Annotated in this window: 22 protein-coding genes; 15 read left to right on the top strand and 7 right to left on the bottom strand. The window is 74.1% G+C overall.

The window, feature by feature from the left end; genetic code table 11:
- Positions 1-22: 22 nt before the first annotated feature.
- Together AB0J57_RS07000 and AB0J57_RS06995 are read left to right on the top strand one after the other, a co-directional pair.
- Positions 23-1,261 (top strand): aromatic acid exporter family protein, encoded by a 1,239-nt coding sequence (locus AB0J57_RS07000; protein WP_366126965.1) that lies wholly within the window; start codon positions 23-25, stop codon positions 1,259-1,261.
- Positions 1,262-1,318: 57 nt separating this feature from the next.
- Positions 1,319-2,512 carry an amidohydrolase gene (locus tag AB0J57_RS06995; RefSeq protein WP_366126963.1) on the top strand — a complete coding sequence of 398 codons (1,194 nt, stop codon included), beginning with the start codon at positions 1,319-1,321 and terminating at the stop codon, positions 2,510-2,512.
- A gap of 15 nt (positions 2,513-2,527) precedes the next feature.
- Here AB0J57_RS06995 and AB0J57_RS06990 read toward each other — a convergent pair whose 3' ends face one another.
- The 3 genes from AB0J57_RS06990 to AB0J57_RS06980 all read right to left on the bottom strand — a co-directional run bounded on the left by AB0J57_RS06990 (position 2,528) and on the right by AB0J57_RS06980 (position 6,241).
- Positions 2,528-3,994 carry an ornithine decarboxylase gene (locus AB0J57_RS06990; protein WP_366126962.1) on the bottom strand — a complete coding sequence of 489 codons (1,467 nt, stop codon included), beginning with the start codon at positions 3,992-3,994 and terminating at the stop codon, positions 2,528-2,530.
- Positions 3,995-4,072: 78 nt separating this feature from the next.
- Positions 4,073-4,486, bottom strand: a complete 414-nt coding sequence (locus AB0J57_RS06985) for an SRPBCC family protein (RefSeq protein WP_366126961.1) — start codon at positions 4,484-4,486, stop codon at positions 4,073-4,075.
- Between the two features lie 240 nt (positions 4,487-4,726).
- Positions 4,727-6,241, bottom strand: a complete 1,515-nt coding sequence (locus tag AB0J57_RS06980; RefSeq protein WP_366126960.1) for an MFS transporter — start codon at positions 6,239-6,241, stop codon at positions 4,727-4,729.
- 95 nt (positions 6,242-6,336) lie between these two features.
- Here AB0J57_RS06980 and AB0J57_RS06975 point away from each other — a divergent pair, with 95 nt between their 5' ends.
- Positions 6,337-7,119: an SDR family NAD(P)-dependent oxidoreductase gene (locus tag AB0J57_RS06975; protein ID WP_366126959.1), complete on the top strand. Its 783-nt coding sequence runs from the start codon at positions 6,337-6,339 to the stop codon at positions 7,117-7,119.
- A 15-nt stretch (positions 7,120-7,134) separates the two neighbouring features.
- Here AB0J57_RS06975 and AB0J57_RS06970 read toward each other — a convergent pair whose 3' ends face one another.
- From AB0J57_RS06970 to AB0J57_RS06955, 4 genes are read right to left on the bottom strand one after another with little or no spacing between them, the layout of a single operon-like run.
- The gene (locus AB0J57_RS06970) at positions 7,135-8,178 is read right to left on the bottom strand and encodes a 2-hydroxyacid dehydrogenase (protein ID WP_366126958.1); all 1,044 of its coding nucleotides are present in this window, start codon (positions 8,176-8,178) and stop codon (positions 7,135-7,137) included.
- A gap of 18 nt (positions 8,179-8,196) precedes the next feature.
- Positions 8,197-8,811, bottom strand: coding sequence for a histidine phosphatase family protein (locus tag AB0J57_RS06965; protein WP_366126957.1), 615 nt, complete (start codon positions 8,809-8,811; stop codon positions 8,197-8,199).
- Complete coding sequence (locus AB0J57_RS06960) at positions 8,808-10,292, bottom strand: FGGY family carbohydrate kinase (RefSeq protein ID WP_366126956.1); 1,485 nt, start codon at positions 10,290-10,292, stop codon at positions 8,808-8,810. Before AB0J57_RS06960 ends, AB0J57_RS06965 begins: the two co-directional genes overlap by 4 nt.
- Positions 10,285-11,799 (bottom strand): FGGY-family carbohydrate kinase, encoded by a 1,515-nt coding sequence (locus AB0J57_RS06955; protein WP_366126955.1) that lies wholly within the window; start codon positions 11,797-11,799, stop codon positions 10,285-10,287. The genes AB0J57_RS06960 and AB0J57_RS06955 overlap by 8 nt, the downstream gene beginning before the upstream one ends.
- Before the next feature lie 203 nt (positions 11,800-12,002).
- Here AB0J57_RS06955 and AB0J57_RS06950 point away from each other — a divergent pair, with 203 nt between their 5' ends.
- The 12 genes from AB0J57_RS06950 (at position 12,003) to AB0J57_RS06895 (ending at position 25,586) form a co-directional block, all read left to right on the top strand.
- Positions 12,003-12,785 (top strand): DeoR/GlpR family DNA-binding transcription regulator, encoded by a 783-nt coding sequence (locus tag AB0J57_RS06950; RefSeq protein WP_366126954.1) that lies wholly within the window; start codon positions 12,003-12,005, stop codon positions 12,783-12,785.
- A gap of 276 nt (positions 12,786-13,061) precedes the next feature.
- A complete protein-coding gene (locus AB0J57_RS06945; protein ID WP_366126953.1) occupies positions 13,062-14,405 on the top strand; it encodes an MFS transporter in 1,344 nt (447 codons plus the stop codon).
- A 2-nt stretch (positions 14,406-14,407) separates the two neighbouring features.
- Positions 14,408-14,590: a hypothetical protein gene (locus tag AB0J57_RS06940; RefSeq protein ID WP_366126952.1), complete on the top strand. Its 183-nt coding sequence runs from the start codon at positions 14,408-14,410 to the stop codon at positions 14,588-14,590.
- Positions 14,591-14,762: 172 nt separating this feature from the next.
- A complete protein-coding gene (locus tag AB0J57_RS06935; protein WP_366126951.1) occupies positions 14,763-16,097 on the top strand; it encodes an MFS transporter in 1,335 nt (444 codons plus the stop codon).
- Positions 16,098-16,206: 109 nt separating this feature from the next.
- The gene (locus AB0J57_RS06930; protein ID WP_366126950.1) at positions 16,207-17,988 is read left to right on the top strand and encodes an N-acetylglutaminylglutamine amidotransferase; all 1,782 of its coding nucleotides are present in this window, start codon (positions 16,207-16,209) and stop codon (positions 17,986-17,988) included.
- Positions 17,964-20,093, top strand: a complete 2,130-nt coding sequence (locus AB0J57_RS06925) for a prolyl oligopeptidase family serine peptidase (RefSeq protein ID WP_366126949.1) — start codon at positions 17,964-17,966, stop codon at positions 20,091-20,093. Before AB0J57_RS06930 ends, AB0J57_RS06925 begins: the two co-directional genes overlap by 25 nt.
- A 116-nt stretch (positions 20,094-20,209) precedes the next feature.
- On the top strand, positions 20,210-21,211 hold the full coding sequence (locus AB0J57_RS06920; protein ID WP_366126948.1) for a glycosyltransferase: 1,002 nt from the start codon (positions 20,210-20,212) through the stop codon (positions 21,209-21,211).
- Complete coding sequence (locus tag AB0J57_RS06915; protein WP_366127168.1) at positions 21,193-21,837, top strand: HAD family hydrolase; 645 nt, start codon at positions 21,193-21,195, stop codon at positions 21,835-21,837. The genes AB0J57_RS06920 and AB0J57_RS06915 overlap by 19 nt, the downstream gene beginning before the upstream one ends.
- Entirely contained in the window at positions 21,834-22,859 is a 1,026-nt protein-coding gene (locus tag AB0J57_RS06910) for a glycosyltransferase family 9 protein (RefSeq protein ID WP_366126947.1), read from the top strand. Before AB0J57_RS06915 ends, AB0J57_RS06910 begins: the two co-directional genes overlap by 4 nt.
- A complete protein-coding gene (locus tag AB0J57_RS06905) occupies positions 22,856-23,809 on the top strand; it encodes a glycosyltransferase family 9 protein (RefSeq protein ID WP_366126946.1) in 954 nt (317 codons plus the stop codon). Before AB0J57_RS06910 ends, AB0J57_RS06905 begins: the two co-directional genes overlap by 4 nt.
- Complete coding sequence (locus AB0J57_RS06900) at positions 23,806-24,693, top strand: glycosyltransferase (RefSeq protein WP_366126945.1); 888 nt, start codon at positions 23,806-23,808, stop codon at positions 24,691-24,693. Before AB0J57_RS06905 ends, AB0J57_RS06900 begins: the two co-directional genes overlap by 4 nt.
- Positions 24,690-25,586, top strand: coding sequence for a glycosyltransferase (locus AB0J57_RS06895; RefSeq protein WP_366126944.1), 897 nt, complete (start codon positions 24,690-24,692; stop codon positions 25,584-25,586). The genes AB0J57_RS06900 and AB0J57_RS06895 overlap by 4 nt, the downstream gene beginning before the upstream one ends.

The raw sequence follows: 25,586 nt of genomic DNA, 5'->3' as shown, positions 1-25,586 counted from the left end.
TCTGATCGGGCACGTGAATGGGATGCCGGACGTATCAGCACCCGTGATCAAACTGGTGCGGCGGACCACCGAGCCCGTCGCGGCGCAGACGCTGCGTTCCACGGCCGCAGCCGTCATCTCCTTCGTCGTCGCCCTGATGGTCCTGCCCGCGCAACCCGCCCCGCTGACGGCGCCGCTGACCGCGCTGCTCGTCGTGCAGGTGACCCTGTACGCGACGCTCACCACCGGTATCCGGCGCGTCAACTCGGTCGTCGTGGGCGTCCTCATCGCCATCGGCTTCACCGCCCTGGTCGGGCTGACCTGGTGGAGTCTCGGCCTGACGATCTTCACCTCGCTGATCATCGGCCGGTTCGTGCGGGTGGACGAGTTCGTGCCCGAGGTGGCGATCAGCGCGATGCTGGTCCTCGGTGTCTCCCAGGCCACGTCGGCGGCCTGGCACCGGGTGCTGGAGACGCTGATCGGCGCCGGGGTGGGCCTGCTGTTCAACCTGCTGTTCGCGCCCCCGGTGTGGACGCAGTCGGCCGGGGCGTCCATCGACGGGCTGGCGCGCGGGATGGGCCGGATGTTCCGCACCATGGGCGCGGAGATCTCCGAGGGCCACATCCCCTTCCCGCACGCGGCCGCCCGGCTGCACGAGGCACGGCGGCTGGACCACGACATCGTGGAGGTCGACGCGTCGCTGCGGCAGGCCGAGGAGAGCCTGCGGATGAACCCGCGCGTACGGGAGGGGCTGCTGTCCCGGGTGGTGCTGCGGACCGGGCTGGACACCCTGGAGATCTGCGCGGTGGTGCTCCGGGTGCTGACCCGGAGCCTGACCGACCTGGCGAAGTTCCGTACGGAGGAGTCCCTGTTCCCGCCGGACGTGTCGGCCGGGCTCAAGGAGCTGTTCGAGCAGATGGCCGACGCCATCGAGAGCTTCGCCCGGCTGATCACCACTCAGGTGGCCGCCAACGCGGAGGCGGCGGAGGAGCGGCTGACCGCCGCCCTGGCCGCCAGCCGGGCCACTCGCGACCGGGTCGCCGACATGCTGCTGGAGGACGTGCAGGAGCATCCCCGGCAGTGGCAACTGCACGGCGCGCTGCTCGCGGAGATCGACCGGATCCTCGACGAACTGGACCTCGACAAGCGGAGCGAGCGCCTCATGCAGGAGCTGGACCGCCGCTCGGCGGAGCTCAGCGAGCGCTACCCACGGCTGGCGGCGCTGCGCCGCCGGCTGACCGGCGAGGCCGGGGCCGAGCGGCGGCCGAGCGTGGAGGCCTGAGTCCCCGCAGGCGTGGAACACGTGCGGGGTGCCCGTCGGCCGACGAAGGAGGCGTACGTGTCGGAGAACCCGGAGCCCGTGTACGACCGGATCAGGGAGGAGGTCGCCGCTCGCGCGGACCGGTTGTGGGACGTGAGCCTCGCGCTGCACCGCGCGCCGGAGACGGCGTTCGAGGAGCGGGAGGCGGCGGCGCTGCTGGCCGGCGAGCTCGAACGGGAGGGGTTCCAGGTGGAGCGCGGGGTGGCGGGCCTGCCGACGGCGTTCACCGGCCGAGCCGGAAGCGGGGCGGGGCCGTGCGTGGCGCTGCTGATGGAGTACGACGCGCTGCCGCTGCTGGGGCACGCGTGCGGCCACAACCTGATCGCCGCCGGCGGCCTGGGCGCGGCGCTCGCGGTGCGGGGCGCGCTCGGCGAGGTGCCCGGTTCGCTGCTGGCGGTGGGGACTCCGGCGGAGGAACGCGGCGGCGGCAAGGCCGTGGAGGTGGAGGCGGGGCTGTTCGACGGGGTCGACGCGGCGCTGATGTTCCACCCGGGCGTCTACGACTGGGCGTGGGCGCCGTTGACGGCGAGCGCGCGCGTCCGGGTGGCGTTCCACGGGCGGGCCGCACATCCGACGGGCAACCCGACGGAGGGCATCGACGCGCTCGGCGCGCTGATCCAGTTGTTCAACACGCTGGGCGTCCTGGAGCGGCGGCTGCCGGCCGGGTCCCACGTGCAGGGCATCATCACGGACGGCGGGCGGGCCACCAACATCGTCCCGGAGTACGCCGAGGGCGCGTTCGGGCTGCGCGGGGCGACGACGGCGGCGCTGGAGGACCTGGTGGAGGAGGTGCGCTCGTGCGCCCGGGGCGTGGCGTCGGCCACCCGTACGCGGGTGGAGGTGACCGTCGAGGGCGGGCGGTACGAGCACTTCCGCGACAACGACGTGCTGTCGGGGCTGTTCGCCCACCACCTGGACCGGGCGGGCATCCGGCTGTCGGAGCCGGTGCCGGGCGTGTACCTGGGGTCGTCCGACATCGGCAACGTGAGCACGCGGGTGCCGGCGATCCACCCCTTCGTGGCAATCATGGGGTCGGAGGGCTCGGACCACACGCCGGAGTTCGCCGAGGCGGCGGCGGGCCCGCGCGGGCGGCGGGTGATGCTGGCGGCGGCGGAGGCGCTGGCCTGCACGGCGGCGGATGTGCTGCTGCGTGCGGGCGTCTCCGAGGACGCCTGGGCGTGCCTGCGGCAGAAGGCGGCGGCCGGTCTGTGACGGCGCGGCGCCGCCTCAGTGCTCCACCGTCACCCGTACCGTCTTCACCTCCGTGTCGGCGGCGTCCGGGACGACCATGCCCGCCTCGACGCCGCTGCGGAGGTAGTGCAGGACCTCGGAGTTGAGCTTCTCGCCGGGCAGCACGGCCGGGATGCCGGGCGGGTACGGGGTGAGCATCTCGGCGCTGATCCGGCCGACGGCCTTCTCCCACGGCACCTGCTCCGCACGCCCGAAGAACGCGTCGCGCGGCAGCATGACCTGTTCCAGCCGCAGCTCGGCCGGGTCGGGGACCTCCACCTCCGCCGCGGGGCGCAGCTCTTCCGCGTGTTCGGTGACGTCGCGCAGCGCGTCGAGCAGGGCGTGGGCGCTGCGTTCGTCGTCGGCGTGGGTGAGCTGGGCGCTGCTGCGGCGGTGGTCGGACAGGTGCAGGTTGATGTGGTGGTGCTCGCGGATCCAGTCGGCGGCCCGGTAGCCGGTGGTGCCGAGGGCGGTGATGTCGACGATGACCTGGAGCGGGTCGAGGTCGGCCGCGCGGCCGGGCCCGCAGAAGTCGTCGCGCCCGTGGACGTGCAGGCCGTCGATCTCGGCGATCCGTGCCCGTACCGACTTGGCGAGGGCCAGCGCGTCGTCGTAGAGGGCGTGGCCGTGCTGGACCATCTGGCGGCGCCAGCCGTCGAGGGCGGCGTACACGAGCACGGACGGGCTGGTGGTGCCGAGCAGGTCCTCGCGGTTCTTCAGGACCTCGGGTTCGATCAGGTCGCCCTGGAGGTGGAAGACCGAGCCCTGTTCGAGCCCGGAGCCCATCTTGTGCACGGAGGTGACGCAGACGTCCGCTCCGGCGTCCATCGCCCAGGTCGGCAGGTCGGGGTGGAACGGCAGGTGGGCGCCCCACGCCTCGTCGACGATGAGCGGGACGCCGTGCTGGTGGCACGTCTCCGCGATGGCGGGCAGGTCGGAGCAGGTGCCGTACGGCGTCGGGGTGGTCACCAGGGCGCCCCGGGCGTCGGGGTGCTCGGCGAAGGCGGCGCGGAAGGCGTCGGCGGACGGCGGGTGGGCCAGGTGGCGTTCGGCGTCCCACTGGGGGTCGACCCAGATGGGAACGATCCCGGCGAGGACGAGGCCGGACACCACCGACTTGTGGGCGTCGCGTCCGACCAGCAGCTTCTCGTGGGGTCCGGCGACGGAGAGCATGGCGGCCTTGACCGACAGGGAGCTGCCGCAGGTCGAGAAGAACGTGTGCTCCGCCCCGACGGCGTCGGCCATCAGCTCCTGTGCCTTGGCGAGGATGCCGTGGGAGGAGGTCCGGTCGTCCAGCCCGCTGGTGGCGAGCACGTCGCTGCGGAAGACGGCGTCACCGAGGACGGCGCGTACCCGGGGGTCGGCGCCGCGGCCCTGTTTGTGGCCGGGCGGGGTGAAGGGCGTCTGGTTCTCGGAGTGGTACGCGGCCAGCGCGTCGAGCACGGGTGCTTGTGAGTGGTCCATGCCATCCCAGTGCCCCGCGAACCGGGACAAAAACGGTGACGATCATGGGCCGGGTCACGCAAGGGCCGCGTGGAGCGGTCAGCCGGCGACGTTGTCGACGCGCATGCGCACCTGGCCCTCCAGGCGCTCCAGGCTCCGGTCGAGGGCGTCGTTGACCGGCTTTTCGCCCGGGTCGTGGCTCTCGTCGAAGAAGGACAGGTGCACGGTCACCTCGCTGGCCCCGCTGCCGATGCCGGCGACCTGGAGCCAGCCGGCGTAGCTGCCCTGCTCCCTGGTGCCCCATTCGAGGCGCATCTGGTCCTTCTCGGCGCGCAGCAGCGCGGAGGTGTCCTCGTCGGTGCGGTCCTCGTGCACGGTGACGGCGGGCAGTTCCTCGGCGTGCACGTGCAGGGCCTCGGGCAGCCAGTTGTCGAGCTGGTCGACGTTGGCGGCCTGGTCGAAGACGTGCTCGGGCAGTGCCGGCATGGTGCGTGAACGCTCGTACTCGGTCATCGCTCCACCGTTCCTCGTTCCTGGCTCGGCTCGGGGTCTTCCGGGGGACGGGTGCCCGGCCTGCCGGAGCTGAAGCGGGGCAGCGCGGGGCGGGCCGGGGCGGGAACGAGAAGAGCCCCGGCTGGACGGGGGAACCAGCCGGGGCAGCATGTGGGGGTGGTGAAGACTTCTTCACAACCGACTGAATGAACGATAAACCATCGAGTGGCGTCCGATCCAGTCGGCCCCTCCCCCGCCCCCTCACGGCACCGTGCGGGCGGTGGCGCTCGCCGGGCCGGCCGGCGTCATGGCGCTCGCCGCCTGCGCGGACAGCGGCGTCGCGATGTCCTCCAGCGACTTGCGTTCGGCCGCCACCGCGAAGAACAGCGCCACCAGGCCGCCCGCCACCATGAGCGTGGCGCCGATGCAGAAGGCGACCACGGTGTCCGCGACCACGCCGCTCTCGGTGAGCCCGGCGAAGATCAGCGGGCCGGAGATGCCGCCGGCGGCCGTGCCGACGGCGTAGAAGAACGCGATGGCCATCGCGCGGGTCTCCATGGGGAAGATCTCGCTCACCGTGAGGTACGCGGAGCTGGCGCCGGCGGACGCGAAGAAGAGGACCACGCACCAGCTCACGGTCATGGTCGTGGCGGTCAGCCAGCCGTTGGAGAACAGCCACGCCGTGACGAAGAGCAGCGCGCCCGACAGCAGGTACGTACCGGCGATCATCGGGCGCCGGCCCCAGGTGTCGAACAGGCGGCCGAGCAGCAGGGGGCCGAGGAAGTTGCCGAGCGCGATGACCGCGAAGAAGTAGCCGGTCGAGCCGGTGCCCACGTCGAAGAACGTCACCAGGATCGAGCCGAACCCGAAGGTGATGGCGTTGTAGAGGAAGGCCTGCCCGATGAACAGGGCCAGACCCAGCACCGCCCGCCGGGGGTACGCCCGGAAGAGCGTACGGGCGATCTGGACGAATCCGACGCTGTGCCGCTGCTTGATGGTGATCGCCCCGGCCGGTGCGGGCAGCGGGCGGCCCGTCTCCGCCTCCACCTGCCGCTCGACGTCCGCCACGAGCTGCTCGGCGCCCTCCTCGCGGCCGTGGATGAACATCCAGCGGGGGCTTTCGGGCACATGGCGGCGTACGAGGAGGATGACCAGCCCGAGGACGACGCCGAGGCCGAAGGAGATCCGCCAGCCGAGGTCCTTGGGCAGGATGTCCGTGTCGAGGGCGAGGACCGACAGCAGGGCGCCGCCCATGGCGCCCAGCCAGAAGCTGCCGTTGATGATCAGGTCGACCCGGCCCCGGTACTTGCTGGGGATCAGCTCGTCGATGGCGGAGTTGATGGCCGCGTACTCGCCGCCGATGCCGAAGCCGGTCAGGAAGCGGAAAAGGAAGAACCACCAGGCCGAGTGGGACAGCGCCGTCAGCGCGGTCGCCGCGAGGTAGACCGCCAGGGTGATCAGGAAGAGCTTCTTGCGGCCGAAGCGGTCCGTGAGCCAGCCGAAGAACAGCGCCCCGGAGCACGCCCCGGCGACGTACAGCGCGGCGGCGACGCCGGTGACCTGGGCGCTGCTGATGGCGAGCCCGCTGCCCTCCTCGGAGAGCCGGCCGGCCATGCTGCCCACGATGGTGACTTCGAGGCCGTCCAGGATCCAGACGGTGCCCAGCCCCACGACGATCATCCAGTGCCAGCGCGACCACGGCAGTCTGTCCAGCCGTGCCGGCACCTGGGTGGTCACGGTCCCGTTCGACGCTTGCCCGAGCTCCGGCTCAGTCATGGTCACCTCCGAGGCGAAAACACGGCGGGCGGGTACCCCATGATCAATCCGGTGAAACGGTGGCGCACCGTGGGTACCCGGCGAGGGTGAACGGTGTGAAACCACTGGCCGTCGTGACCGGTGCCTCCAGCGGGATCGGTCTCGCGCTGGCCCGGCAGTTCGCCGACCACGGGTTCGACCTGGTGGTCTGCGCCGAGGACAGGGGGATCAGGGCCGTCGCCGACCGGCTTCGCGACCTTGGCGCCGACGTCACCGCCGTGCGGGCCGACCTGGCCACCTACGACGGGGTGGAGCAGTTGTACGGCGCGGTGCTCGCGACGCGCCGCCCTGTCGCGGCCGCCGCGCTGAACGCGGGGGTGGGCGTGGGCGGGGCGTTCACCGACGTCGGCCTCGCGGACCACGCCAGGATCATCGACCTCAACATCAGCTCGACGGTGCACCTCGCGCACCGGCTGCTGCGCGGCATGGTCGCCGAGGACGACGGCCGGCTGCTGATCACCTCGTCGGTCGCGTCGATGGCGCCGGGGCCGTACCAGACCGTGTACAGCGCCTCGAAGTCGTTCCTCCAGTCCTTCGCCCAGGGGCTCCGCAGCGAGCTGGCGGGTACCGGGGTCACGGTGACGTCGCTGATGCCGGGCGCCACCGAGACAGCGTTCTTCCACCGCGCGGGCATGCAGGACACCCGCCTCGGGCGCATGACGAAGGACGCTCCGGACGAGGTCGCCGAGGACGCGTTCGACGCCTTGATGAGCGGCCGGGACAAGGTGGTCGCCGGGTCGGTGCGGTCGAAGGCCCTGGGCGCGGCCGTCAAGGTGCTGCCCGACCGGCTCAAGGCCGCCGGCCAGCGCTACCTGTCCCGGCCGCACCCCGGGCGTTAGGGCAATCCCTGCCGTTCAGCGGCCGAGGACCTCGGGGTTGGCGCAGTGGGCGAGTGGCTCGCCGCGCAGGAAACGGGCGGCCTCGCCCGCCACGATCCGGGCCGCCTTGTGGGCCACTTCCCGGCTGGCGCCCGCGATGTGCGGGGTGAGGACGACACCCGGCGTGGACAGGAGCCGGGCCCCGGCCGGCACCGGCTCGGCGGGGAAGACGTCGAAACCGGCGCCCGCGAGCCGGCCCGAATCCAGGGCGTCGCACACGGCCTCGTAGTCGACCAGCGCGCCGCGCGCGCAGTTGACGAGCACCGAACCGACCGGCATCGACGCGATCTGCGCGGCCCCGATCATGCCCTTGGTCTCCTCCGTCACGCGCGCGTGCAGCGAGACGATCCGGGAGCGGCTCAGCAGCTCGTCCAGCGGGACCAGTTCGGCGACGCCCGCCACCGCCTCGGGCTTCACGTACGGGTCGTGGACGAGGACCGTGGCGCCCATGGCGGCCAGGACGCGCGCCACGCGTGAGCCGATCGCGCCGAAGCCGACCAGGCCGACGACCGAGCCGTCGATCTCGATGCCGCAGTTGTCGTAGTCGTAGTAGTCACCGCGCCAGACGGCGTGCTTGAGGTCGGTGTGGACGTCGCCGATCCCCCGGGCGGCGGCCAGGATCAGGGCGAGGGTGTGCTCGGCGGTGGCGACGGCGTTGCGGCCGGGGGCGTAGCAGACGGCGACGCCGTGGCGGGTGGCGGCCGCCAGGTTGGCGTTGACGGGGCCGCCCCGGCTGACGCAGAACAGCTCCAGGTCGGGGCACGCCTTGAGGATCCGCTCGGTGAGGGGGGCCATCTGGGTGAGGCAGATCCGTACGCCGCGCAGTGCCTCGATCAGCTCGTCCTCGCCGCCGGACGCCTCGTCGACCTCCGCGACCGGGCCGAACGGGGTGTGCGGCCAGGGCAGTTGGATGTCGCGTACGTCCAGGTCGGCGCCGGACGGTGCGGCGGCGCGCAGTTCCCGTTCGAGCAGCCCGGGCAGGACGAAGTGGTCGCCGGCGGCGAGGACGGTGGTGGTCACGGTGATGCTCCAGAGGGGTCAGTGGGTGGTCGCGGGGGCGTTGAGCCGCAGCAGGGAGGCCCGCCGGCCGGGCAGCAGCCGCAGTTCGGTCAGGGCGCCGTTCTCCAGGGCGGGGAAGACCTGGCGGTAGCGGGCGAGCGGGATGCCGAGGAGTTCGCACAGGACCAGGCGTACGAGGGTGGAGTGGGCGACGATGAGGACGCGGCCGTCGGGGAGTTCCCGCGCCACCTCCTCCAGGCAGTCGATCGCCCGGCCGGCCGCCGCCACCGGGTCCTCGCCGCCGGGCAGGTAGTGGGTGACCGGGTCGTCCAGGAAGGCGGCGAGCGCGTCGGGGAACTCCTCGGCCATCTCGTCGCGGGTCAGCCCGTCGCCACGCCCGAAGTCCACTTCGTACAGCCGCTCGTCGACCCGGGGGGTCAGGCCGAGCGCGGTCGCGGCGGGTTCGGCGGTGAGGCGGGCGCGGGACAGGGGCGAGCAGAGCACGGCGTCGAGTCGCTGTCCGGTGGCCCAGGCGGCGAGCGTGGCGGCCTGTTTGTGGCCGAGCTCCGTGAGCGGCACGTCGGTGCGGCCCGCGTAGCGGTTCTCCGCGTGCCATGCGGTCTCACCGTGGCGTACGAGGATGAAGTCGGTCACTGCTCGGCCTTTCTGCGGGCGTGCGCCGCCACGGCCCGGTCCAGCCAGCCGCGTCGGGTGAGTTCGTCGACGAAGTCGAGGTACAGGGGAGTCAGCCGGGCCGTGCGCGCGGGGTCGGGGGAAAGTTCCTCCCGTACCCGCACCATGGCGGCCGCCGCCTCCTCCAGCGTGGCGCCCCTCGCGGTCGCGGCGAGGACCGCCATGCCGGTGGCGCTCTCGGCGTGTTCGGGGAGGGTGACCGTCCGGCCCAGGACGTCGGCGCGCAACTGCGACCAGTAGGTGTTGCGGGCGCCACCACCGGTGAGGGTGAGCGGGCCGCCGACGGGGGCGCCGATGTGGTCGAGGTAGTCGAAGCAGAGGCGTTCGACGCAGGCCACGCCGAGGAGCAGGGCGTGGAACTCCTCGGCGTCGCCGGCGACGTCACCGAGGACGAACGGCGTGGCGTCGGGCGCGCGGAACGGGAAGCGTTCGCCGCCCGCGCCCGTGAGCGGGTAGGCGACGGCGGTGGAGCCGGTGGCGGCGGCCCGCCGGGTCAGCGCGTCGGGGTCGGCGTCCGGGAAGCGGCGGGCGATCGCCCCGGCACCGCTGCTGGAGGCGCCGCCGGGCAGCCAGGTGCCGCCGGGGCCGCGGTGGCAGTAGACCACTCCCCCGGGGTCGCGTACGAGGTGGGCGCTCGCGCCCTTGAGGACGAGGGTGGTGCCGAGTACGGAGTTCCAGGCGCCGGGGGTGAGCGCTCCGGCGCCGATCTGCGCCGCGCACCCGTCGGTCATGCCCGCGACGATCGGCGTGCCGGCGGGAATCCCGGTCGCCATGGCGGCGTCGGCGCACACGGTGCCGATGACCGAGCCGGGCCGGACGACGTCCGGCAGCAGCCCGGCCGGGACGCCGAGCCGTGCCAGTTCGTCGTCCGGCCAGCGCTCGTCGGTCAGGTGGTAGCCGGTCTTGAGGGCGTGGCTGGCGTCGCTCGCCACCTGCTGTCCGGCGAGCCGCCAGGTGACCAGGTCGGCCTGGTGCAGCAGCCGGGCGTCCGGGAAGTCGGTGTTGTCCAGCAGCCACAACAGCTTGGGCAGCGCCCAGGACGGCTGCATGGTGCGGTAGCCGAGGTCCCGCCACACCGCCTCGCCCGCCTTGTTGACGCGGGCGGTGTACGCGCGGGCGCGCCCGTCGTCGTACATCAGGCCGGGTGTCAGGGGTCTGCCGTGCTCGTCGGCGAGGAGGACGGTGCCGGAGGTGGCGTCGACGGCCAGGCCCCGGACGCGCTCGGGGGCGATGCCGGTGAGGGCCTCGCGGCAGGCGGCGGCGAGGGCGGACCACCACTGCTCGGGGTCCTGTTCGTGGCGTACGCCGTCGCGGTGGCCGGTGAGCGGGCGGGACGCGGCGGCGAGCAGCCGGCCGGTGCCGTCCACGGCGACCGCGCGGGCGCTCTGGGTGCCGAGGTCGAGGCCGAGGTGGACGGCGTCGGCCGTCAGGGCGTCAGACATGCGGTGCCTTCTGTACGTCGGTGGTGGTGGCGGGCGACCAGCCGAGGGAGCGGGCGGCGCCGCGCCAGGTGAGGAACGACTCGTAGAGCCCGTCGTAGTGGGCGCCGCGCTCGGGGTCGGGCTCCCAGCCGGTGCGCATGCGGACGTACTTGGCGGCGGCGTCCCGCATGCTGCTCTCGGCTCCGCTGAGGACGAGCCCGGTCAGGAACGCTCCCTTGGCGCCGAGTTCGGTGTCCGCGCTGCGGGCCGTGGGGACACCGGTGACGTCGGCGATCAGCCGGCACCACCGGTCGCTGGCGGAACCGCCGCCGCACAGGCGCAGTTCGTGGACGTCGGTGCCGGACGCCCGCAGGCAGTCGCGGACGACGAGCGACAGGCCCTCGAAGACGGCGCGGGCGATGTGGCCGCGCGAGTGGTCGAGGGACAGGCCCCAGAACGTGCCGCGGGCGTGCGGGTCGAGGAAGGGCGCGCGTTCCCCGGCGGGCGAGAGGTACGGCAGGAACGCCGGCCCGCCGGAGGCGGGTTCGGTGCCGAACGCCAGCTCGCCGAGGGCGGCGGGCCCGTCGACACCGAGGAGGCGGGACGCCCAGTCGAGGACCTCGGTGCCGGACAGGGTGGGGAAGGCGCGGAGGATGCGGTCCCGGCTCCCGTAGGCGATGTTGATGCCGCACGGCTCGCCGCTCGTGTCCACCTGGCGGGTGACGATCTCGGTGCACAGGGTGGTGCCGAGGATGGCGCACGCCTGGCCGGGGTCGACGACGCCGGCGCCACGGGCGGTGGCGGCGATGTCGTAGGGGGCCATCACGACGGGCAGTCCGGCCGGGAGGCCCAGTTCGCCAGCGGTGTGGTGGGTGATCTCGGCGATGCGCTCGCCCTCGCCGAGGACGCGCGGCAGCAGCCCGGTGTGAGGGCCGAGCCCGAACAGGTCGATGATCGCCGGGTCGTAGCCGCCGGTGGTGTGGTCGAGGAAGGGGGCGGACGCGTCGGACTGGTCGATGGCGGTGACCCCGGTGAGCTTCAGGAACAGCCAGCCGGCCGCCGTCAGGGCCGTACGGGAGCGCTCCAGGCGTACGGGGTCGTGTTCGGCGAGCCAACTGATCACCGCGTTCGGCATGCCGCTGCACGTCAGGGAGCCGTTGCGGCGGTAGGCCTCCTCCAGGACGCCGTCGGCGGACCAGCGGGTGAGCAGGTCGCCGGCGCGCCCGTCGGACCAGAGGACGGCGGGGCCGGTGGGGCGGCCCTCGGCGTCGACCAGCCAGCAGCCGTCACCCTGGGCCGTGAAGCTGACCAGCCACACCGGGTCGTGGCCGGGGCCGAGCTGGGAGAGCGCGCTGCGCACGGTGAAGACCACGCCGTTCCACACCGCGTCCATGTCCTGCTCCGCCCAGCCGGGGTGCGGGCGCAGTACCTCGGTGCCGATCCGGGAAAGCGCCATTTCCCGCCCCTGGTCGTCGAAGACGACGGATTTGATGACGGACGTGCCGACGTCGATGGTGAGAACCGACATGACTGGAATACCTGCCCCTTCACTCGCGGACGCCAGGTAAACGTGCGGCCGGGCGGAGCGTCAATCAGCCCCGGAATTATCCCGTGACCGGCCGCTGCCGCCGTGTGAGATCGCGGCCGGGCACCGCTTCGCCGGGCGGCGGCGCGATGCTGTCGTGTTAAGTTCACGTGAGGTTCGCACCACGCGCAAGGAGCCGTCACGCCATGACCCGTATGGACGCCCAGGAGGAGCGGCGGCGCAGACTGCGCGACCTGGTGACCGCGCAGGGCTTCGCGCGGACGAACGACCTGGCCGACGAGTTCGGCGTGAGTGTGATGACGATCCACCGCGACCTGGACGCGTTGCAGGCGCAGGGCTGGCTGCGCAAGGTGCGGGGCGGGGCGAGCTGCCTGCCGTCCACGCAGTTCCACGGCAGCGTGAGCGAACGCATGACGACGATGGCGCAGACCAAGCACCGGTTGGCGCGGGCCGCCGCGGAGCTGCTCGCGCCGGGGCAGATCGTGATGCTGGACGACTCGACGACCTGCCTGAGCCTGGCCCGGCAGATGGCCGACCACACGCCGCTCACAGTGATCACCAACTCGCTGCCGGCCGTCACCGCGCTGTCCAAGGAGCCGGGGGTCTCGCTGATCGCCCTCGGCGGCACGTACTTCCCGGCGTACGACGCCTTCATGGGGCTGCACACGGCGCAGAGCGTCGAGTCGTTCCGCGCGGACGTGCTGTTCATGTCGACGACGGCGGTGACCGGGGGCCGCTGCTACCACATGTCGCCCGAGACGGTGCAGGTCAAGCGGGCGATGATGGCGTCGGCCGCGCGCCGGGTGCTGCTGATCGACCACACCAAGTTCGCCAACCAGGGGCTGTACGCGCTGGCGCCGCTCACCGACTTCGACCTGGTGCTGGTCGACGACGCGGCACCGGCGGCCGAGGTGCGGCGGCTGCGGGACATAGGCGTGGACGTCCGGACGGTCGACACCTCGCGCTGAGGGCGGCGCAGATCACACACTCCACGTGAAGGTAACACCGACTTAACCCGGCCGCCGGCTCGGCGCCATGCCGGTCTCCCGCCTGTGAGCTGCGGTGATGGCCGCCGTACGGCAGCCGGGGAAACCGCTCCTTCATCGTTTTCACGCCACGGCCGGGCTCTGTCGCGGTGGCTTTTCTCCCGCTCATTGACGCCCTTCTCACACGGCCGTTTCATCGTGACGCCTCGGCGCACCGCTCTCCGCGCTTTCCCCGACTTTTCGAAAAAGGTGGTTCTCGTGGCCGTCGTTCTGGACCCGTCGTCTTCCGCCGAAGAGACACCCGAAAGGCATTGGCTGGACAGGATCGGCATTCCCAAGGCGCTCGCCTGGGGCTTTCTGGGTGTGCTGATCTTCATGATCGGCGATGGGGTCGAGTCCGGTTATCTGTCCCCCTACCTCTTGGACGAGGGCATGTCCAAGGAGCGGGTGGCGCTGCTGTTCAGCGTCTACGGCGTCACCGCGAGCGTCGCCGCCTGGTTCTCCGGGGCCCTGTCCGACCTGTGGGGGCCGCGCCGGGTGATGATGCTCGGCCTCGGCATCTGGGGCGTGTTCCAGGTGGTCTTCCTGGTCTTCGCCGTACCGACCGTCAACTTCTGGATGCTGCTGCTGAGTTATGGGCTGCGGGGATTCGGCTATCCGCTCTTCGCGTACGGCTTCCTCATCTGGGTCACGGCGGTGACGCCGAAGCGCCGGCTGGGCTCGGCGGTGGGCTGGTTCTGGTTCGCCTTCACCGGCGGGCTGCCGACGCTCGGCTCGCTGGTCGCGAGCTTCGCCGTGCCGTGGATCGGCGCGTACAGCACGCTGTGGCTGTCGCTCGGGCTGGTGGTGGCCGGTGGCCTGATCGCCCTGCTGATGGTGCGTGAGCCGACCGGCAGAAGCCGGCTCGCCCCGGCCGGGGAGCGGCCGGTCGCCACCCTGATCGGTTCGCTCGCCATCATCTGGCGCAACCCGAGGATCGGTACGGGAGCGGTCGTGCGGGCCATCAACACGGCGCCGCAGTTCGGGTTCCTGGTCTTCCTGCCGGTGTTCTTCACCGACACGCTCGGTTTCACCCTCAGCGAGTGGCTCCAGCTCCTGTCCGCGATGTTCGCCACGAACATCTTCTTCAACCTGATCTTCGGGGTCGTCGGCGACCGCATCGGCTGGCAGCGCACCGTCGCCTGGTTCGGTGGCGTCGGCTGCGCGGTGACCACGCTGCTGCTGTACTACGGCACGGTGTCGGCCGGTGACCACTACGCCCTGGCGATGGTGCTGGTGAGCCTGTTCGGCGCGACGCTCGCCGGTTACGTGCCGCTCTCGGCGCTCATGCCGTCGCTGGACCCGGCCCACAAGGGCCAGGCGATGTCGGCGCTGAACCTGGGCGCCGGGGCCAGCACCTTCCTCGGCCCGGCCCTGGTGGGCCTCTTCCTCGGGCCGCTGGGCGTCCAGGGCGTGATGTGGATCTTCGCGCTGCTGTACCTGGCCAGCGCGTTCATGACCCTGTTCCTGAAGCTGCCGGAGCCGGTAGCGGCCGGGGCGCCGGGGTACTCGTCCCGCCCCGGCCCGGCTTCCCGGGCACGGAACGAGTCGCCGGAGGCGTAGCCATGAGTGATGCGTGGGACTACCCGACCCCCTCCCAGGCGGAGGGTGAGCGGGAGCCGGGTGTGGACGAGCACCCCGACGTGGCCCGTTCGACCCCGTCACAGGCGGAGGGCGAGCGCCTCGCCAACGAGGAGGAGCAGGCCGAGCCCGGCAAGGAGCAGGGCACGGAACCCGGCACGAGATGAGGCCGTGAGCGGTCAGGGGTGAGGGGCGGACGCGGATGCGTCCGCCCCTCACCACGTCAGTGGCCCACTCGGGCAGCCGGTGAATGGCCCATGTCATGGGCCAGTGGCGGGTCTAGGTTGAGGGCGGATCTTCCCCCCTCCCCGGCCCGCCGGCCCCTGCCCGAGGATGCCCATGTCTCTGCGGTCCCTTGCCAGCAGTCTGCTTCCCGCCCCCGGTCCCGCCCGGGGACTCGCGCTCGCCCAGTTGGTCAACTCCGTGGGCGACGGTGCCTTCTACGTCTGTTCCGCGCTGTACTTCTCCCGGGTCGTGGGTCTGTCGGGTGCGCAGATCGGGCTCGGGCTGACCCTCGCCTGGGCGGTCGGCGCGGTCGCCGGCGTACCGCTCGGTCATCTCGCCGACCGCCGGGGGGCACGGGGCGCGGCCGTGCTGCTGGCGGGGGCGACCGCGCTGTCGGTGGCGGCGCTGCTACTGGTGCGGTCGTACGCCTGGTTCCTGCCGGTCGCCTGCGCCTACGCCACCGCTCAGTGCGGGCTCGCGGCGGCGCGTCAGTCGCTGCTGGCGGGGCTGGTGGAGCGCGAGGCGCGGACGGGGGCGCTGGCGCACCTCCAGTCGGCGGCCAACGCCGGGCTGGCGGTGGGGGCGGCGCTGGGCGCGGTGGCCCTCGCCGCCGGGACGCCCGCCGCCTACCTGACCGTGCTGGGCGTGGACGCGGCGGCCTTCGCCGGGTGCGGGCTGCTGCTGTGGCGGCTGCCGGCGCCCGTGCGTGACGCCGTGCCCGCCCCCGGCCGGGGCGGCGGCCTGTCGGTGCTGCGGGACCGGCCGTACGCGCTGGTCACCTTCCTCAACATGGTGATGCTGCTGCGGATGCCGCTGATCAGCCTCGCCCTGCCGCTGTGGATCGCGGAGCGCACGGCGGCCCCCGGCTGGACGGTCTCGGTGCTGCTGGTGCTGAACACGGGCGCCGTGATGCTGTTCCAGGTGCGTACGGCGGCGGCGGTCACCGGTCTGGTGAGCGCGGTGCGCACGGTGTGGTCCGGTGGCGCGCTGATGCTGGCCTCGTGTGCGGTGTTCGCCCTGTCGGGGGCGGTCCGGGGCGCGGTGTGGGGAGCCGTGGCGCTGCTGGTGGGGTCGGTGCTGCTGGTGTGGGGCGAGATGCGGCAGTCGGCGGGCGCCTGGCAGATCGCGTTCGACCTGGCCCCGGCCGGGCGGCAGGGCCAGTACCAGGGATTCTTCGGGACCGGTGTCCCGGTGGCGCGGATGGTCGGGCCGGTGCTGCTGACCGCGCTTGTGCTCGGCGGAGGCGTGGCGGGCTGGCTCGTACTGGGCGGGTTGTTCCTGGTGGCGGGGGTGGCCATGAGGCCGGCGGTGCGGTGGGCGGAGGAGCGCGGGCGCGTGGCCGGGAACGCTCCGCGATCAGTGGCAGGGGATGCCCGGCGATCAGTGGCCAGGAATGCCCGGCGATCAACGGGGCACTCGGCGGGACGGAGCGGGCTGCTGCGCGGCTGACATGGCGGCAGGGTGAGGGGCCCGCTCCCCGTCTTCGAGGAGTTGTGGTGACTGATTCATATGGGGTTGAGGAGGACTCTGAGGTCCCGGCTGTGCCGGGGGGTGCCGTATGTGCGGCCTGAGCGGCGAGATCCGCTTCGACGACCGGCGGCCCGATGTGGCCGCCGTGGAACGCATGACCGACCGGCTGGCGGCCCGGGGGCCCGACGGCCGGGGCATCTGGTCGCAGGGGCCGGTGGCCCTGGGCCACCGCCGCTTGAAGATCATCGATCTGTCGGAGCGCGGCGCCCAGCCGATGACGGACACCGAGGCCCGGCTCACCGGGGTGTTCAACGGTTGCGTGTACAACTACCAGGCGGTGCGCGCCGAGCTGCGCGCCCTGGGGCACCGGTTCTTCTCCACCTCGGACACCGAGGTGATCCTGAAGGCCTACAGACAGTGGGGCACGGACTGCGTCGACCACTTCGTCGGCATGTTCGTGTTCGTCATCGTCGAGAACGACACCGGCCGGGTGGTGCTGGCCAGGGACCGGTTGGGCATCAAGCCCCTGTACCTGGCGCACGGCTCCGGCCGGCTCCGGTTCGCCTCGACACTGCCGGCCCTGCTCGCGGGTGGCGGCGTCGACACGTCGCTCGACCCCGTCGCGCTGCACCAGTACCTGAGCTGGCACGCCACGGTGGCGGCGCCGCGCACGGTGCTCGCCGGGGTGCGCAAGCTGCCGCCCGCGACGGTACGGGTGGTGGAGCCGGACGGCTCGTACACCGACCACCGCTACTGGCAGCCGTCGTACACGCGCCGCCCCGAGTTCGCAGGGCTCGACGCCGGTGACTGGCGGGACGCGGTGCTGGAGACGCTGCGCACCGCGGTGCGCCGCCGGATGGTGGCCGACGTGCCGGTCGGCGTTCTGCTGTCGGGCGGGCTCGACTCGTCCCTGATCGTGGCGCTGCTCGCCGAGGAGGGCCAGGAGGACCTGGCGACGTTCAGCGTGGGGTTCGAGGCGGAGGGCGGCGAGGAGGGCGACGAGTTCGCGTACTCGGATCTGATCGCACGCCGGTACGGCACCGACCACCACCAGCTCATGGTGCCCTCCGACCGGGTGTCGACCGCCCTCGACGGCGCCATCGCGGCGATGAGCGAGCCGATGATCAGCCATGACGTGGTCGCTTTCCACCTGCTCTCGGAGCTGGTGTCCAAGGAGGTGAGCGTCGTCCAGTGCGGCCAGGGCGCCGACGAGGTGTTCGCCGGCTACCGCTGGTACCCGGAGATGGCCGCCGTGCCGCGCGAGCGGGAGCCGGAGAAGTACGCGGAGGTGTACTTCGACCGGCCGCACGCCGACCTCGCCCGGGTGCTCCAGCCGGACATGCTCACCGACCACGACGCCTCGGGCCGGTTCGTGCGCGAGCACATGGCCGCGCCCGGCGCCGAGACGGCCCTGGACGCGGCGCTGCGGCTGGACACGCACGTGATGCTGGTCGACGACCCGGTCAAGCGGGTCGACAACATGACGATGGACTGGGGACTGGAGGCGCGGGTTCCGTTCCTCGACCACGAGCTGGTGGAGCTGGCGGCGGCCTGCCCGCCCGAGCTGAAGCTGGCGCAGGGCGGCAAGGGCGTGCTCAAGGACGCCGGGCGCACGCTGCTGCCGCGCGAGGTCGTCGACCGGCCCAAGGGCTACTTCCCGGTGCCGGCGATCCGCCACATGGCCGGGCCCGTGCTGGAACGGGTCCGCCAGGCGCTGTCCGCGCCCGAGGCCCGCTCCCGGGGCGTCTTCCGGGACGAGTACGTCGCCGAGCTCCTCGCCGCCCCCGACGACCACCGTACGAAGCGCGGGGCGAACGCCCTGTGGCAGATCGCGTTGCTGGAGACATGGCTGCAGACGCACAGGATCTGACCGGAAGCCAGGAACTGACCGGGAACACGTCGGCGGCACCGCTGCCGGTGCCGCTCGCCGACGCGGCCGGTCTGCGGGACGTCCCCCAGCCGCTGGTCTCGCACGGCTGCTGGTACCCGTCGGCCGACCCCACGGGCGAGCGCGTGGCGTTCATCTGCGACCGGACGGGCGTGCCGCAACTGTGGACCGGGCCGGCCGGCGCGGTCGACGGGGGTGACATCCACCTGCTCGACTCCGACCCCGACCCCGTAACGGAGGTGGCCTGGTCGCCCGACGGGCGCTGGATCGCCTACACGGTGGCCCCCGGCGGCGGCGAGCACACCCGGGTGCTGTGCGTACGCCCGGACGGCACCGGCCGCCGGATCGTGGCGGGCGCCGACTCCGGCAGCTCGGCGTACCTGGGGTGCTGGACGCGTGACGGCTCGGCCGTGGGCGTGACGGTCGCCGAACCCCCGCCGTCGCCGGCCCGGCCCGTCCGGGCGGACGTCGCCGGGGAGGACGCCGTGCCGGTCGACCTGCCGGCGGGCTGGGCGGAACGGGACGGCCACGCCGCCCTGCTGGGCGGCCCGCACTACGGGGACGTGGGGCCGGAGGCGGAGGGGGCCGCACCGGACGGGGAGGTTCGGGACCGGCTCGGTGCCTATCTGGTCGACCCCGACGGGGTCCGCTCCCCCGTGCTGGTGGCCGCCGAGAGCGGGGCGGCGACGCTGCGCGTGTGCGACGTCAGCGAGGACGGGCGCCTCGCGCTGGTGCGCCGGGGCCCGCGCGGGCGGCGGGAGGCCGTGGTGGTGCGCACCGAGGACCTGGGCACGGGGTCCGTGCTGCGGGTCGCGGACGGCGACCCCTGGATCGGCCGGTTCTCGCCGGACGGCCGCACGGTGTGGCTGCGCAGCGACCACGAGCGGGAGTTCGCGGCGCTGCTGGCGGCCGGGCTGGACGACGAGGGCCGGCGGACCGGTCTGTCGGTGCCGGCCGAGCGGGAGGGCTGCGACCTCGAACTGCTGGCGTTCGCCGAGGACGGCCGGACCGCCGCGCTCGCCTGGAACGTGCGGGGCGCCAGCGAGCTCCAGACGCTGGGCCTGCCCGCGGCCGGGCCCGCCGCGCCCGCGCCCGGCGGCGGCGCCACCGGCACGGCGCCGCCGCACGACGTCGCCCTGCCGCACCAGGTGGTCACCCGGATCAGCAGGGCCGGGTCGGGCGGGATGGTGCTGGCGCTGTCGGGTTCGCAGCGCAAGCCGGGCGTGTGGTGGGTGCCGGGGACGGCGTCGCCCGCGCGCACGCCCTGGTCCTCGCGGGACGAGGACGCCGTGCCGGCGGGGCGGCCGCCGGTGCGTCCGGCACCGCTGCGGCCCACCGCGCGCGACGGGCTGGTGCTGGGCGGCTGGTACTACCGGGCGCCGGGGCGCGCGGGGAGTCGTCCCGCGCCGTGTGTGATCCACCTGCACGGCGGCCCCGAGGAGCAGGAACGGCCGGTGTTCGAGCCGCTGTACCACGAGCTGACGGGGCGCGGACTGGACGTCTTCGCGCCGGACGTGCGCGGCTCCTCCGGCTACGGGCGGTCCTTCGTGGACGCCGACCTGGGTACGGGCAGGTTCGCGGCGATCGAGGACGTCGCCGACTGCGCGGCACACGTGATCCTGACCGGACGGGCGGACCCGACGCGGCTGGCCGTGATGGGCCGCTCGTACGGCGGTTACCTCACCCTCGCCTCGCTGGTGTGGCACCCGGAGCTGTTCCGCACGGGCGTCGCGGTGTGCGGGATGTCGGACTTCGCGACGTTCTTCGCCGGGACCGAGCCGTGGATCGCGGAGTCGGCGGCCCACAAGTACGGCCACCCGGTGCGCGACCGGGAGCTGTTGCGCGCCCTGTCCCCCATGAGCCGGATCGACGAGTTGCGCGTACCGCTGCTGGCGGTGCACGGCGAGCACGACACGAACGTGCCGCCGGGCGAGTCCGAGCAGGTCGTGCGGGCGGCCCGGGAACGCGGCCTGCCGGCCGAGCTGCTGACCCTCCACGAGGAGGGTCACGAGTTCCGGCGGGCGGACAACCGGCGGCTGTTCCGCCGTACCGCCGCCGACTGGATGGAACGGCATCTGACCGGCTGAGTCCCATCTGACCGGCCGAGCCCGTGCGGTACATCCCACATGTGCATAAAGTGACCGAACATGGGCATTCCGTACGTCGCTCCGGAAACCGACCCAGGATGTGGAGGCGCAGACGCATGATCCCCTCGCTCGCCTCGTACGCCGTGGTCGTCCCCACGATCGGACGGCCCTGCCTCGCCGACTGCCTCGACGCCCTCGCCTCCTGCGAGGGGCCCGAACCGAGCCGGATCGTGCTGGTCGACGACCGGCCCGGCCCGCCGGGCGACCCACTGCCGCTGGAGGCGCTGGGCGCGCTCGCGGACCGCGCCCTCGTCCTGCGCACCGGCGGGCTGGGCCCCGCGGCGGCCCGTAACGCGGGCGTGCGCGCCGTGGAGGAGCCGTGGACGGTGCTCCTCGACGACGACGTACGGGTCAGCGCGTACTGGCGCGAGCAGCTCGCCCGGGACCTGGCGGAGGCCTCGCCCGACACGGGCGGCGTGCAGGGCGTGGTACGGGTGCCGCTGCCCGCCGACCGCCGCCCCACCGACTGGGAACGCAACACGGCGGGCCTCCAGGGCGCCCTGTGGGTGACCGCCGACATGGCGTACCGCACCGAGGTGCTCAAGGTGGTCGGCGGTTTCGACGAGCGGTTCCCGCGCGCCTTCCGCGAGGACGCCGACCTGGCGCTGCGGGTCATCGACGCGGGCTGGCGGATCGTGCGCGGCGAGCGGCGCACCGAGCATCCGGTGCGGCCCGCCGACCGGTGGGTGTCGGTGCGGCTCCAGAAGGGCAACGCCGACGACGCCCTGATGAAACGGCTGCACGGCCCCGACTGGTGGGAACGGGCGGCGGCGCCGCGCGGGCGCATCCGGCGGCACGCGGCGGTCACGGCGGCGGGCCTCGGCGCGGCGCTGCTGGCAGCCACCGGGCGGCGCCGGGCGGCGGTGCTCGCGGCTGCGGGCTGGCTGCTGGGGACGGCGGAGTTCGCCCGGGCCCGGATCGCGCCGGGGCCCCGGACCGTGGACGAGATCGTGACGATGACCGTGACGAGCGCGCTGATCCCCGCCGTCGCGACCTGGCACCGGCTGTCCGGCGAGCTGCGTCACCGGTCGGCGGAGAGCTGGGACGGCGTCCTGTGAGGCGCCCGGCGGCGGTGTTGTTCGACCGGGACGACACGCTCGTCGAGGACGTCCCGTACAACGGCGACCCGGAGAAGGTCCGGCCCATGCCGGGGGCGCGTGAGGCGCTGCGGCTGCTGCGGGAGAGCGGGATACGGCTCGCGGTGGTGTCCAACCAGTCGGGCATCGGGCGCGGCCTGCTGACCGATGCGGAGGTACGGGCCGTCAACGCGCGCGTGGAGGCGTTGTTGGGCCCTTTTGACGCGTGGGTGCACTGTCCGCACGTACCGCAGGACGGGTGCGGCTGCCGCAAGCCGGCGCCGGGCCTGGTGCTGGAGGCGGCGCGGCTGCTGGGGGTACGGCCCGGGGAGTGCGTGGTGATCGGCGACATCGGCTCGGACATGGGCGCGGCGCTGGCGGCGGGCGCGCGCGGGGTGCTGGTCCCGACGGCCCGGACGTTGCCGGAGGAGGTGGCGGCCGCGCCGCACGTGTGCCGTGACCTGCTGAGCGCGGTACGGCATGTGCTGCGGAAGGACCCACGCCGGGCGGGCGGCGGACCGGCGCCGGCGGACGGCCCGGTGGCGGGCGGACCGGTCGAGGGTGCGGCGGGGGCGGACGGCCCGGCGGGGTCCGGGAGGCGGTCATGAGGGCGCTCGTCGTGCGGCTCGACAGCTTCGGGGACGTCCTGCTGGCCGGGCCCGCCGTGCGGGCGGTGGCCCACCGGGCGGACCGGGTCACCCTGCTGTGCGGGCCGCGCGGGGCGCCGGCCGCGCGGCTGCTGCCGGGCGTGGACGAGGTGCTGGTGTGGGACGCGCCCTGGGTGGGCCTCGACCCGCCGCCGGTACGGCGCGCCGACGTCGACCGGGTGATCAACCGCATCGCCGCCGCGCGGGCGGACACCGCGCTGGTGCTCACCTCGTTCCACCAGAGCCCGCTGCCCGCCGCGCTGTTGCTGCGCATGGCCGGGGTGGGGCACATCGCCGCCGACAGCGTGGACTTCCCCGGTTCGCTGCTGGACGTACGCCACCGGCGGGCGCCGCGCGCCCATGAGGCCGAGGCGGCGCTGGACCTCGCCGAGGCGGCGGGCTTCCCGCGCCCGCCGGGCGACGACGGGCGGCTGCGGGTGCGGCACGCGCCGGGGGCGCCGGAGCTGACCGGGCCCGGGCCGTACGTGGTGGTCCACCCGGGCGCGAGCGTGGCGGCCCGGCGGTGGAGCCCTGAGCGGTGCGCGCACGCGGTACGGCTGCTGGCCGGGGCGGGCCACCGGGTCGTCGTCACCGGCGGGCCGGACGAGCGGGAGCTGACCGCGCTGGTCGCCGGGCGGGACGGGCTGGACCTGGGCGGCCGGACACAGCCGCCGCAGCTCGCGGCGGTGCTGGCCGCGGCCGGTGCGGTGGTGACCGGCAACACCGGCCCGGCGCACCTGGCGGCGGCCGTCGGCACCCCGATCGTCTCGCTGTTCTCGCCGGTGGTCCCCGCCGAACGCTGGGGCCCCTACGGCGTCCCGCACGTCCTGCTGGGCGACCAGTCCGCGCCCTGCGCGGACAGCAGGGCCCGGGAGTGCCCGGTGCCCGGTCATCCGTGCCTGGACGGGGTGACGGCCGAGGACGTGCTGGCGGCGGTGGAGAAGCTGCTGGAGGGCGACGACCTCCTGGAGGACGGCGCGTGAGGCCGCGCGTGCTCGTCCTGCGGGCGCTCGGGCTCGGCGACCTGCTCGCGGGGGTCCCCGCGCTGCGGGCGCTGCGGCGGGCCTTTCCGGGGTACGAGATCGTCCTCGCCGCACCGGAGCAGCTCGCCGCGCCGGCGGCCGCGTCCGGGGCGGTGGACCGGCTGCTCCCGGCGTCGGCGCCCGGCCGGGCCGTGCCTGTGCGGCTCGACTGGGAGGGGCCGCCGCCGGAGGTGGCCGCCGACCTGCACGGCAAGGGACCCTCCAGCCACCGGCTGCTCCAACGGCTGCGCCCCGGGCGGCTGCTGGCGTTCGCGCACCCCGGGACGCCGGAGATCGCGGGGCCCGAGTGGACGGCCGACGAGCACGAGCGCGCCCGCTGGTGCCGCCTGCTGGAGTGGTACGGCATCCCGGCGGACCCGGGCGACCTGCGGCTCCCGGCGCCGGACGTGCCCTCCCCCGCGCCCGGCGCGGTCGTCGTCCACCCGGGCGCCGACTCCGAGTCCCGGCGCTGGCCGGCGGAGCGGTACGCGGCGGTCGTAGGCGGGCTGCGGCGGCGCGGGCACCGGGTGGCGCTGACCGGCGGGCCGGGCGAGGACGCGCTGCTGGACCGGGTCCACACCGGGGCGGCGGACCCCGGCGTGGCCGTGTTCCCCGGCGGGCTGCCGTTCGACCGGCTGGGCGCGCTGCTGGCGGGGGCCGCGGCCGTGGTGAGCGGGGACACCGGGATCGCTCACCTGGCGGTGGCGTACGGCACCCCGTCCGTCACCCTGTTCGGCCCGGTCCCGCCCCGATTGTGGGGACCGCCGCCGGGTACGCGGCACGTGGCGCTGTGGCACCCGGGGCCTCCCGGTGACCCGCACGGGCGGGAGCCGGACCCACGGCTGCTGCGCATCCGGCCCGAGGACGTCCTCAAGGCCCTGTTCGACCACCCGGAGGTACCGCGCCCGTGACCGCCGACACCCGCACCACCGTCGTCGTGATCACCCACAACCGGCGCGACCAGCTCCTGGCGACGCTGGACCGCCTCGCCGCACTGCCCGAGCGGCCACCGGTGATCGTCGTCGACAACGCCTCCACCGACGGCACACCGCAGGCCGTCGCCGAGCGCCACCCCGGGGCCACGGTGCTGACCCCGGGCCGCAACCTCGGGGCGCCCGGCCGCACCATCGGCGTACGGCACGCCCGTACGCCGTACGTGGCGTTCAGCGACGACGACTCGTGGTGGGAGCCCGGGGCGCTGGCGCGCGCGGCGGACCTGCTGGACCGCCACCCGAGGGTGGGGCTGCTCGCCGCCCGCGTCCGGGTCGGCCCCGACGGGGAGCCGGACCCGCTGAACGACCGGCTCGCCGACTCCCCGCTGGACCGCGCGGCCGATCTGCCGGGGACGCCGGTGCTGGGGTTCCTGGCCTGCGCCGCCGTCGCCCGGCGGGAGGCCTACCTGGAGGCGGGCGGCTACCACCCGATCCTCTTCCTGGGCGGCGAGGAGACGCTGCTGGCGTACGACCTGGCGGCGCACGGCTGGGGCGTGTGCCACTGCCCCGACGTGGTGGCCGTGCACAGCCCGGTCGGCGGGGTGCGGCCCGGCCGGCCCGCCGTCCAGCTCCGCAACGCGGCGCTCACCGCGTGGCTGCGCCGCCCGCTGGCCGTGGCGCTGCGGCACACGCGCGGCATCGCCGTACGGGCGCGGCGGGACCCGGAGGCCCGGGAGGCGCTGCGCGACCTGCTGGGCCGGCTGCCGGCCGCGCTGCGGGAGCGCCGGCCGCTCCCGGCGGCCGTGGAGGCGGCGGCGCGGCGCCTGGACGTCCAGGGGGCCGTGGAAGGAGCCGTGCCGTGACGGACCCCCGTACGACCGTCGTCGTGATCACGCACAACCGGCGCGACGAGCTCCTGCGCACCCTCGGCCGGCTGGCCGCGCTGCCGGAACGCCCGCCCGTGATCGTCACCGACAACGGCTCGACGGACGGCACCGCCGAGGCCGTCGCCCGGCTCCACCCGGAGGTCACGCTGCTGACGCCGGGCCGGAACCTGGGCGCGGTGGGCCGCAACCTCGCGGCGCGCCGGGTCCGTACGCCGTACATGGCCTTCTGCGACGACGACTCCTGGTGGGAGCCGGGGTCGCCGGCCTACGGGGCGGACCTGCTGGACCGGTACGAGCGGCTGGTGGCGGTCACTGCGCGGATCGTCGTCGAGCCGGACGGGCGGGAGGACCCGATCGTGGCGGAGCTGCGGCACTCGCCGGTCCGGGGCCCGGACTGGCTGCCGGGTCCGGCGCTGGGCTCGTTCCTGGCGGCGGCGACCGTACTGCGGACCGACGCGTTCCTGGCGGCGGGCGGGTTCAGCGAGCGGCTGTGGCTGGGCGGCGAGGAGGAGCTGCTGGCCACGGACCTGGCGACCCAGGGCTGGTGGCTGGCGTACGTGGAGGACATGACCGTCCACCACGCGCCCTCGCCGGCGCGGGACCCGACGCTGCGGCGCGTGCACGGACTGCGCAACACGCTGTGGTTCTGCTGGCTGCGGCGGCCGGTGCTGCCCGCGCTGCGGCGGACGTGGGAGCTGGCGCGCACGGTCCCGCGCGACCGGGCGTCGCTGCGGGCGTTCGGGCTGGCGCTCGCGGGCCTGCCGTGGGTGCTGCGCGAGCGCCGCGTGGTGCCGCCGGCCGTGGAGGCCCGGCTGGGGGCGCTGGCGGAGGCGCAGCGCACCTCGACGGCGCGCCGCTACGTGGGCTGA

Source organism: Streptomyces sp. NPDC049837 (assembly GCF_040674455.1).
Classification (GTDB): Bacteria; Actinomycetota; Actinomycetes; order Streptomycetales; family Streptomycetaceae; genus Streptomyces.
Note: the sequence above shows the minus strand (reverse complement) of the source record. Positions and strands in the feature narration are given on the sequence as shown.

Bases quoted from the DNA above. Each gene is read 5' to 3' on its own strand.
- AB0J57_RS06990 (WP_366126962.1), bottom strand. From the start codon at position 3,994: ATGGACCACTCACAAGCACCCGTGCTCGACGCGCTGGCCGCGTACCAC.
- AB0J57_RS06910 (WP_366126947.1), top strand. From the start codon at position 21,834: ATGAGGGCGCTCGTCGTGCGGCTCGACAGCTTCGGGGACGTCCTGCTG.
- AB0J57_RS07000 (WP_366126965.1), top strand. From the start codon at position 23: ATGCCGGACGTATCAGCACCCGTGATCAAACTGGTGCGGCGGACCACC.
- AB0J57_RS06955 (WP_366126955.1), bottom strand. From the start codon at position 11,799: ATGTCGGTTCTCACCATCGACGTCGGCACGTCCGTCATCAAATCCGTC.
- AB0J57_RS06960 (WP_366126956.1), bottom strand. From the start codon at position 10,292: ATGTCTGACGCCCTGACGGCCGACGCCGTCCACCTCGGCCTCGACCTC.
- AB0J57_RS06925 (WP_366126949.1), top strand. From the start codon at position 17,964: ATGGCTGCAGACGCACAGGATCTGACCGGAAGCCAGGAACTGACCGGG.
- AB0J57_RS06930 (WP_366126950.1), top strand. From the start codon at position 16,207: ATGTGCGGCCTGAGCGGCGAGATCCGCTTCGACGACCGGCGGCCCGAT.
- AB0J57_RS06935 (WP_366126951.1), top strand. From the start codon at position 14,763: ATGTCTCTGCGGTCCCTTGCCAGCAGTCTGCTTCCCGCCCCCGGTCCC.
- AB0J57_RS06980 (WP_366126960.1), bottom strand. From the start codon at position 6,241: ATGACTGAGCCGGAGCTCGGGCAAGCGTCGAACGGGACCGTGACCACC.
- AB0J57_RS06940 (WP_366126952.1), top strand. From the start codon at position 14,408: ATGAGTGATGCGTGGGACTACCCGACCCCCTCCCAGGCGGAGGGTGAG.
- AB0J57_RS06985 (WP_366126961.1), bottom strand. From the start codon at position 4,486: ATGACCGAGTACGAGCGTTCACGCACCATGCCGGCACTGCCCGAGCAC.
- AB0J57_RS06950 (WP_366126954.1), top strand. From the start codon at position 12,003: ATGACCCGTATGGACGCCCAGGAGGAGCGGCGGCGCAGACTGCGCGAC.
- AB0J57_RS06920 (WP_366126948.1), top strand. From the start codon at position 20,210: ATGATCCCCTCGCTCGCCTCGTACGCCGTGGTCGTCCCCACGATCGGA.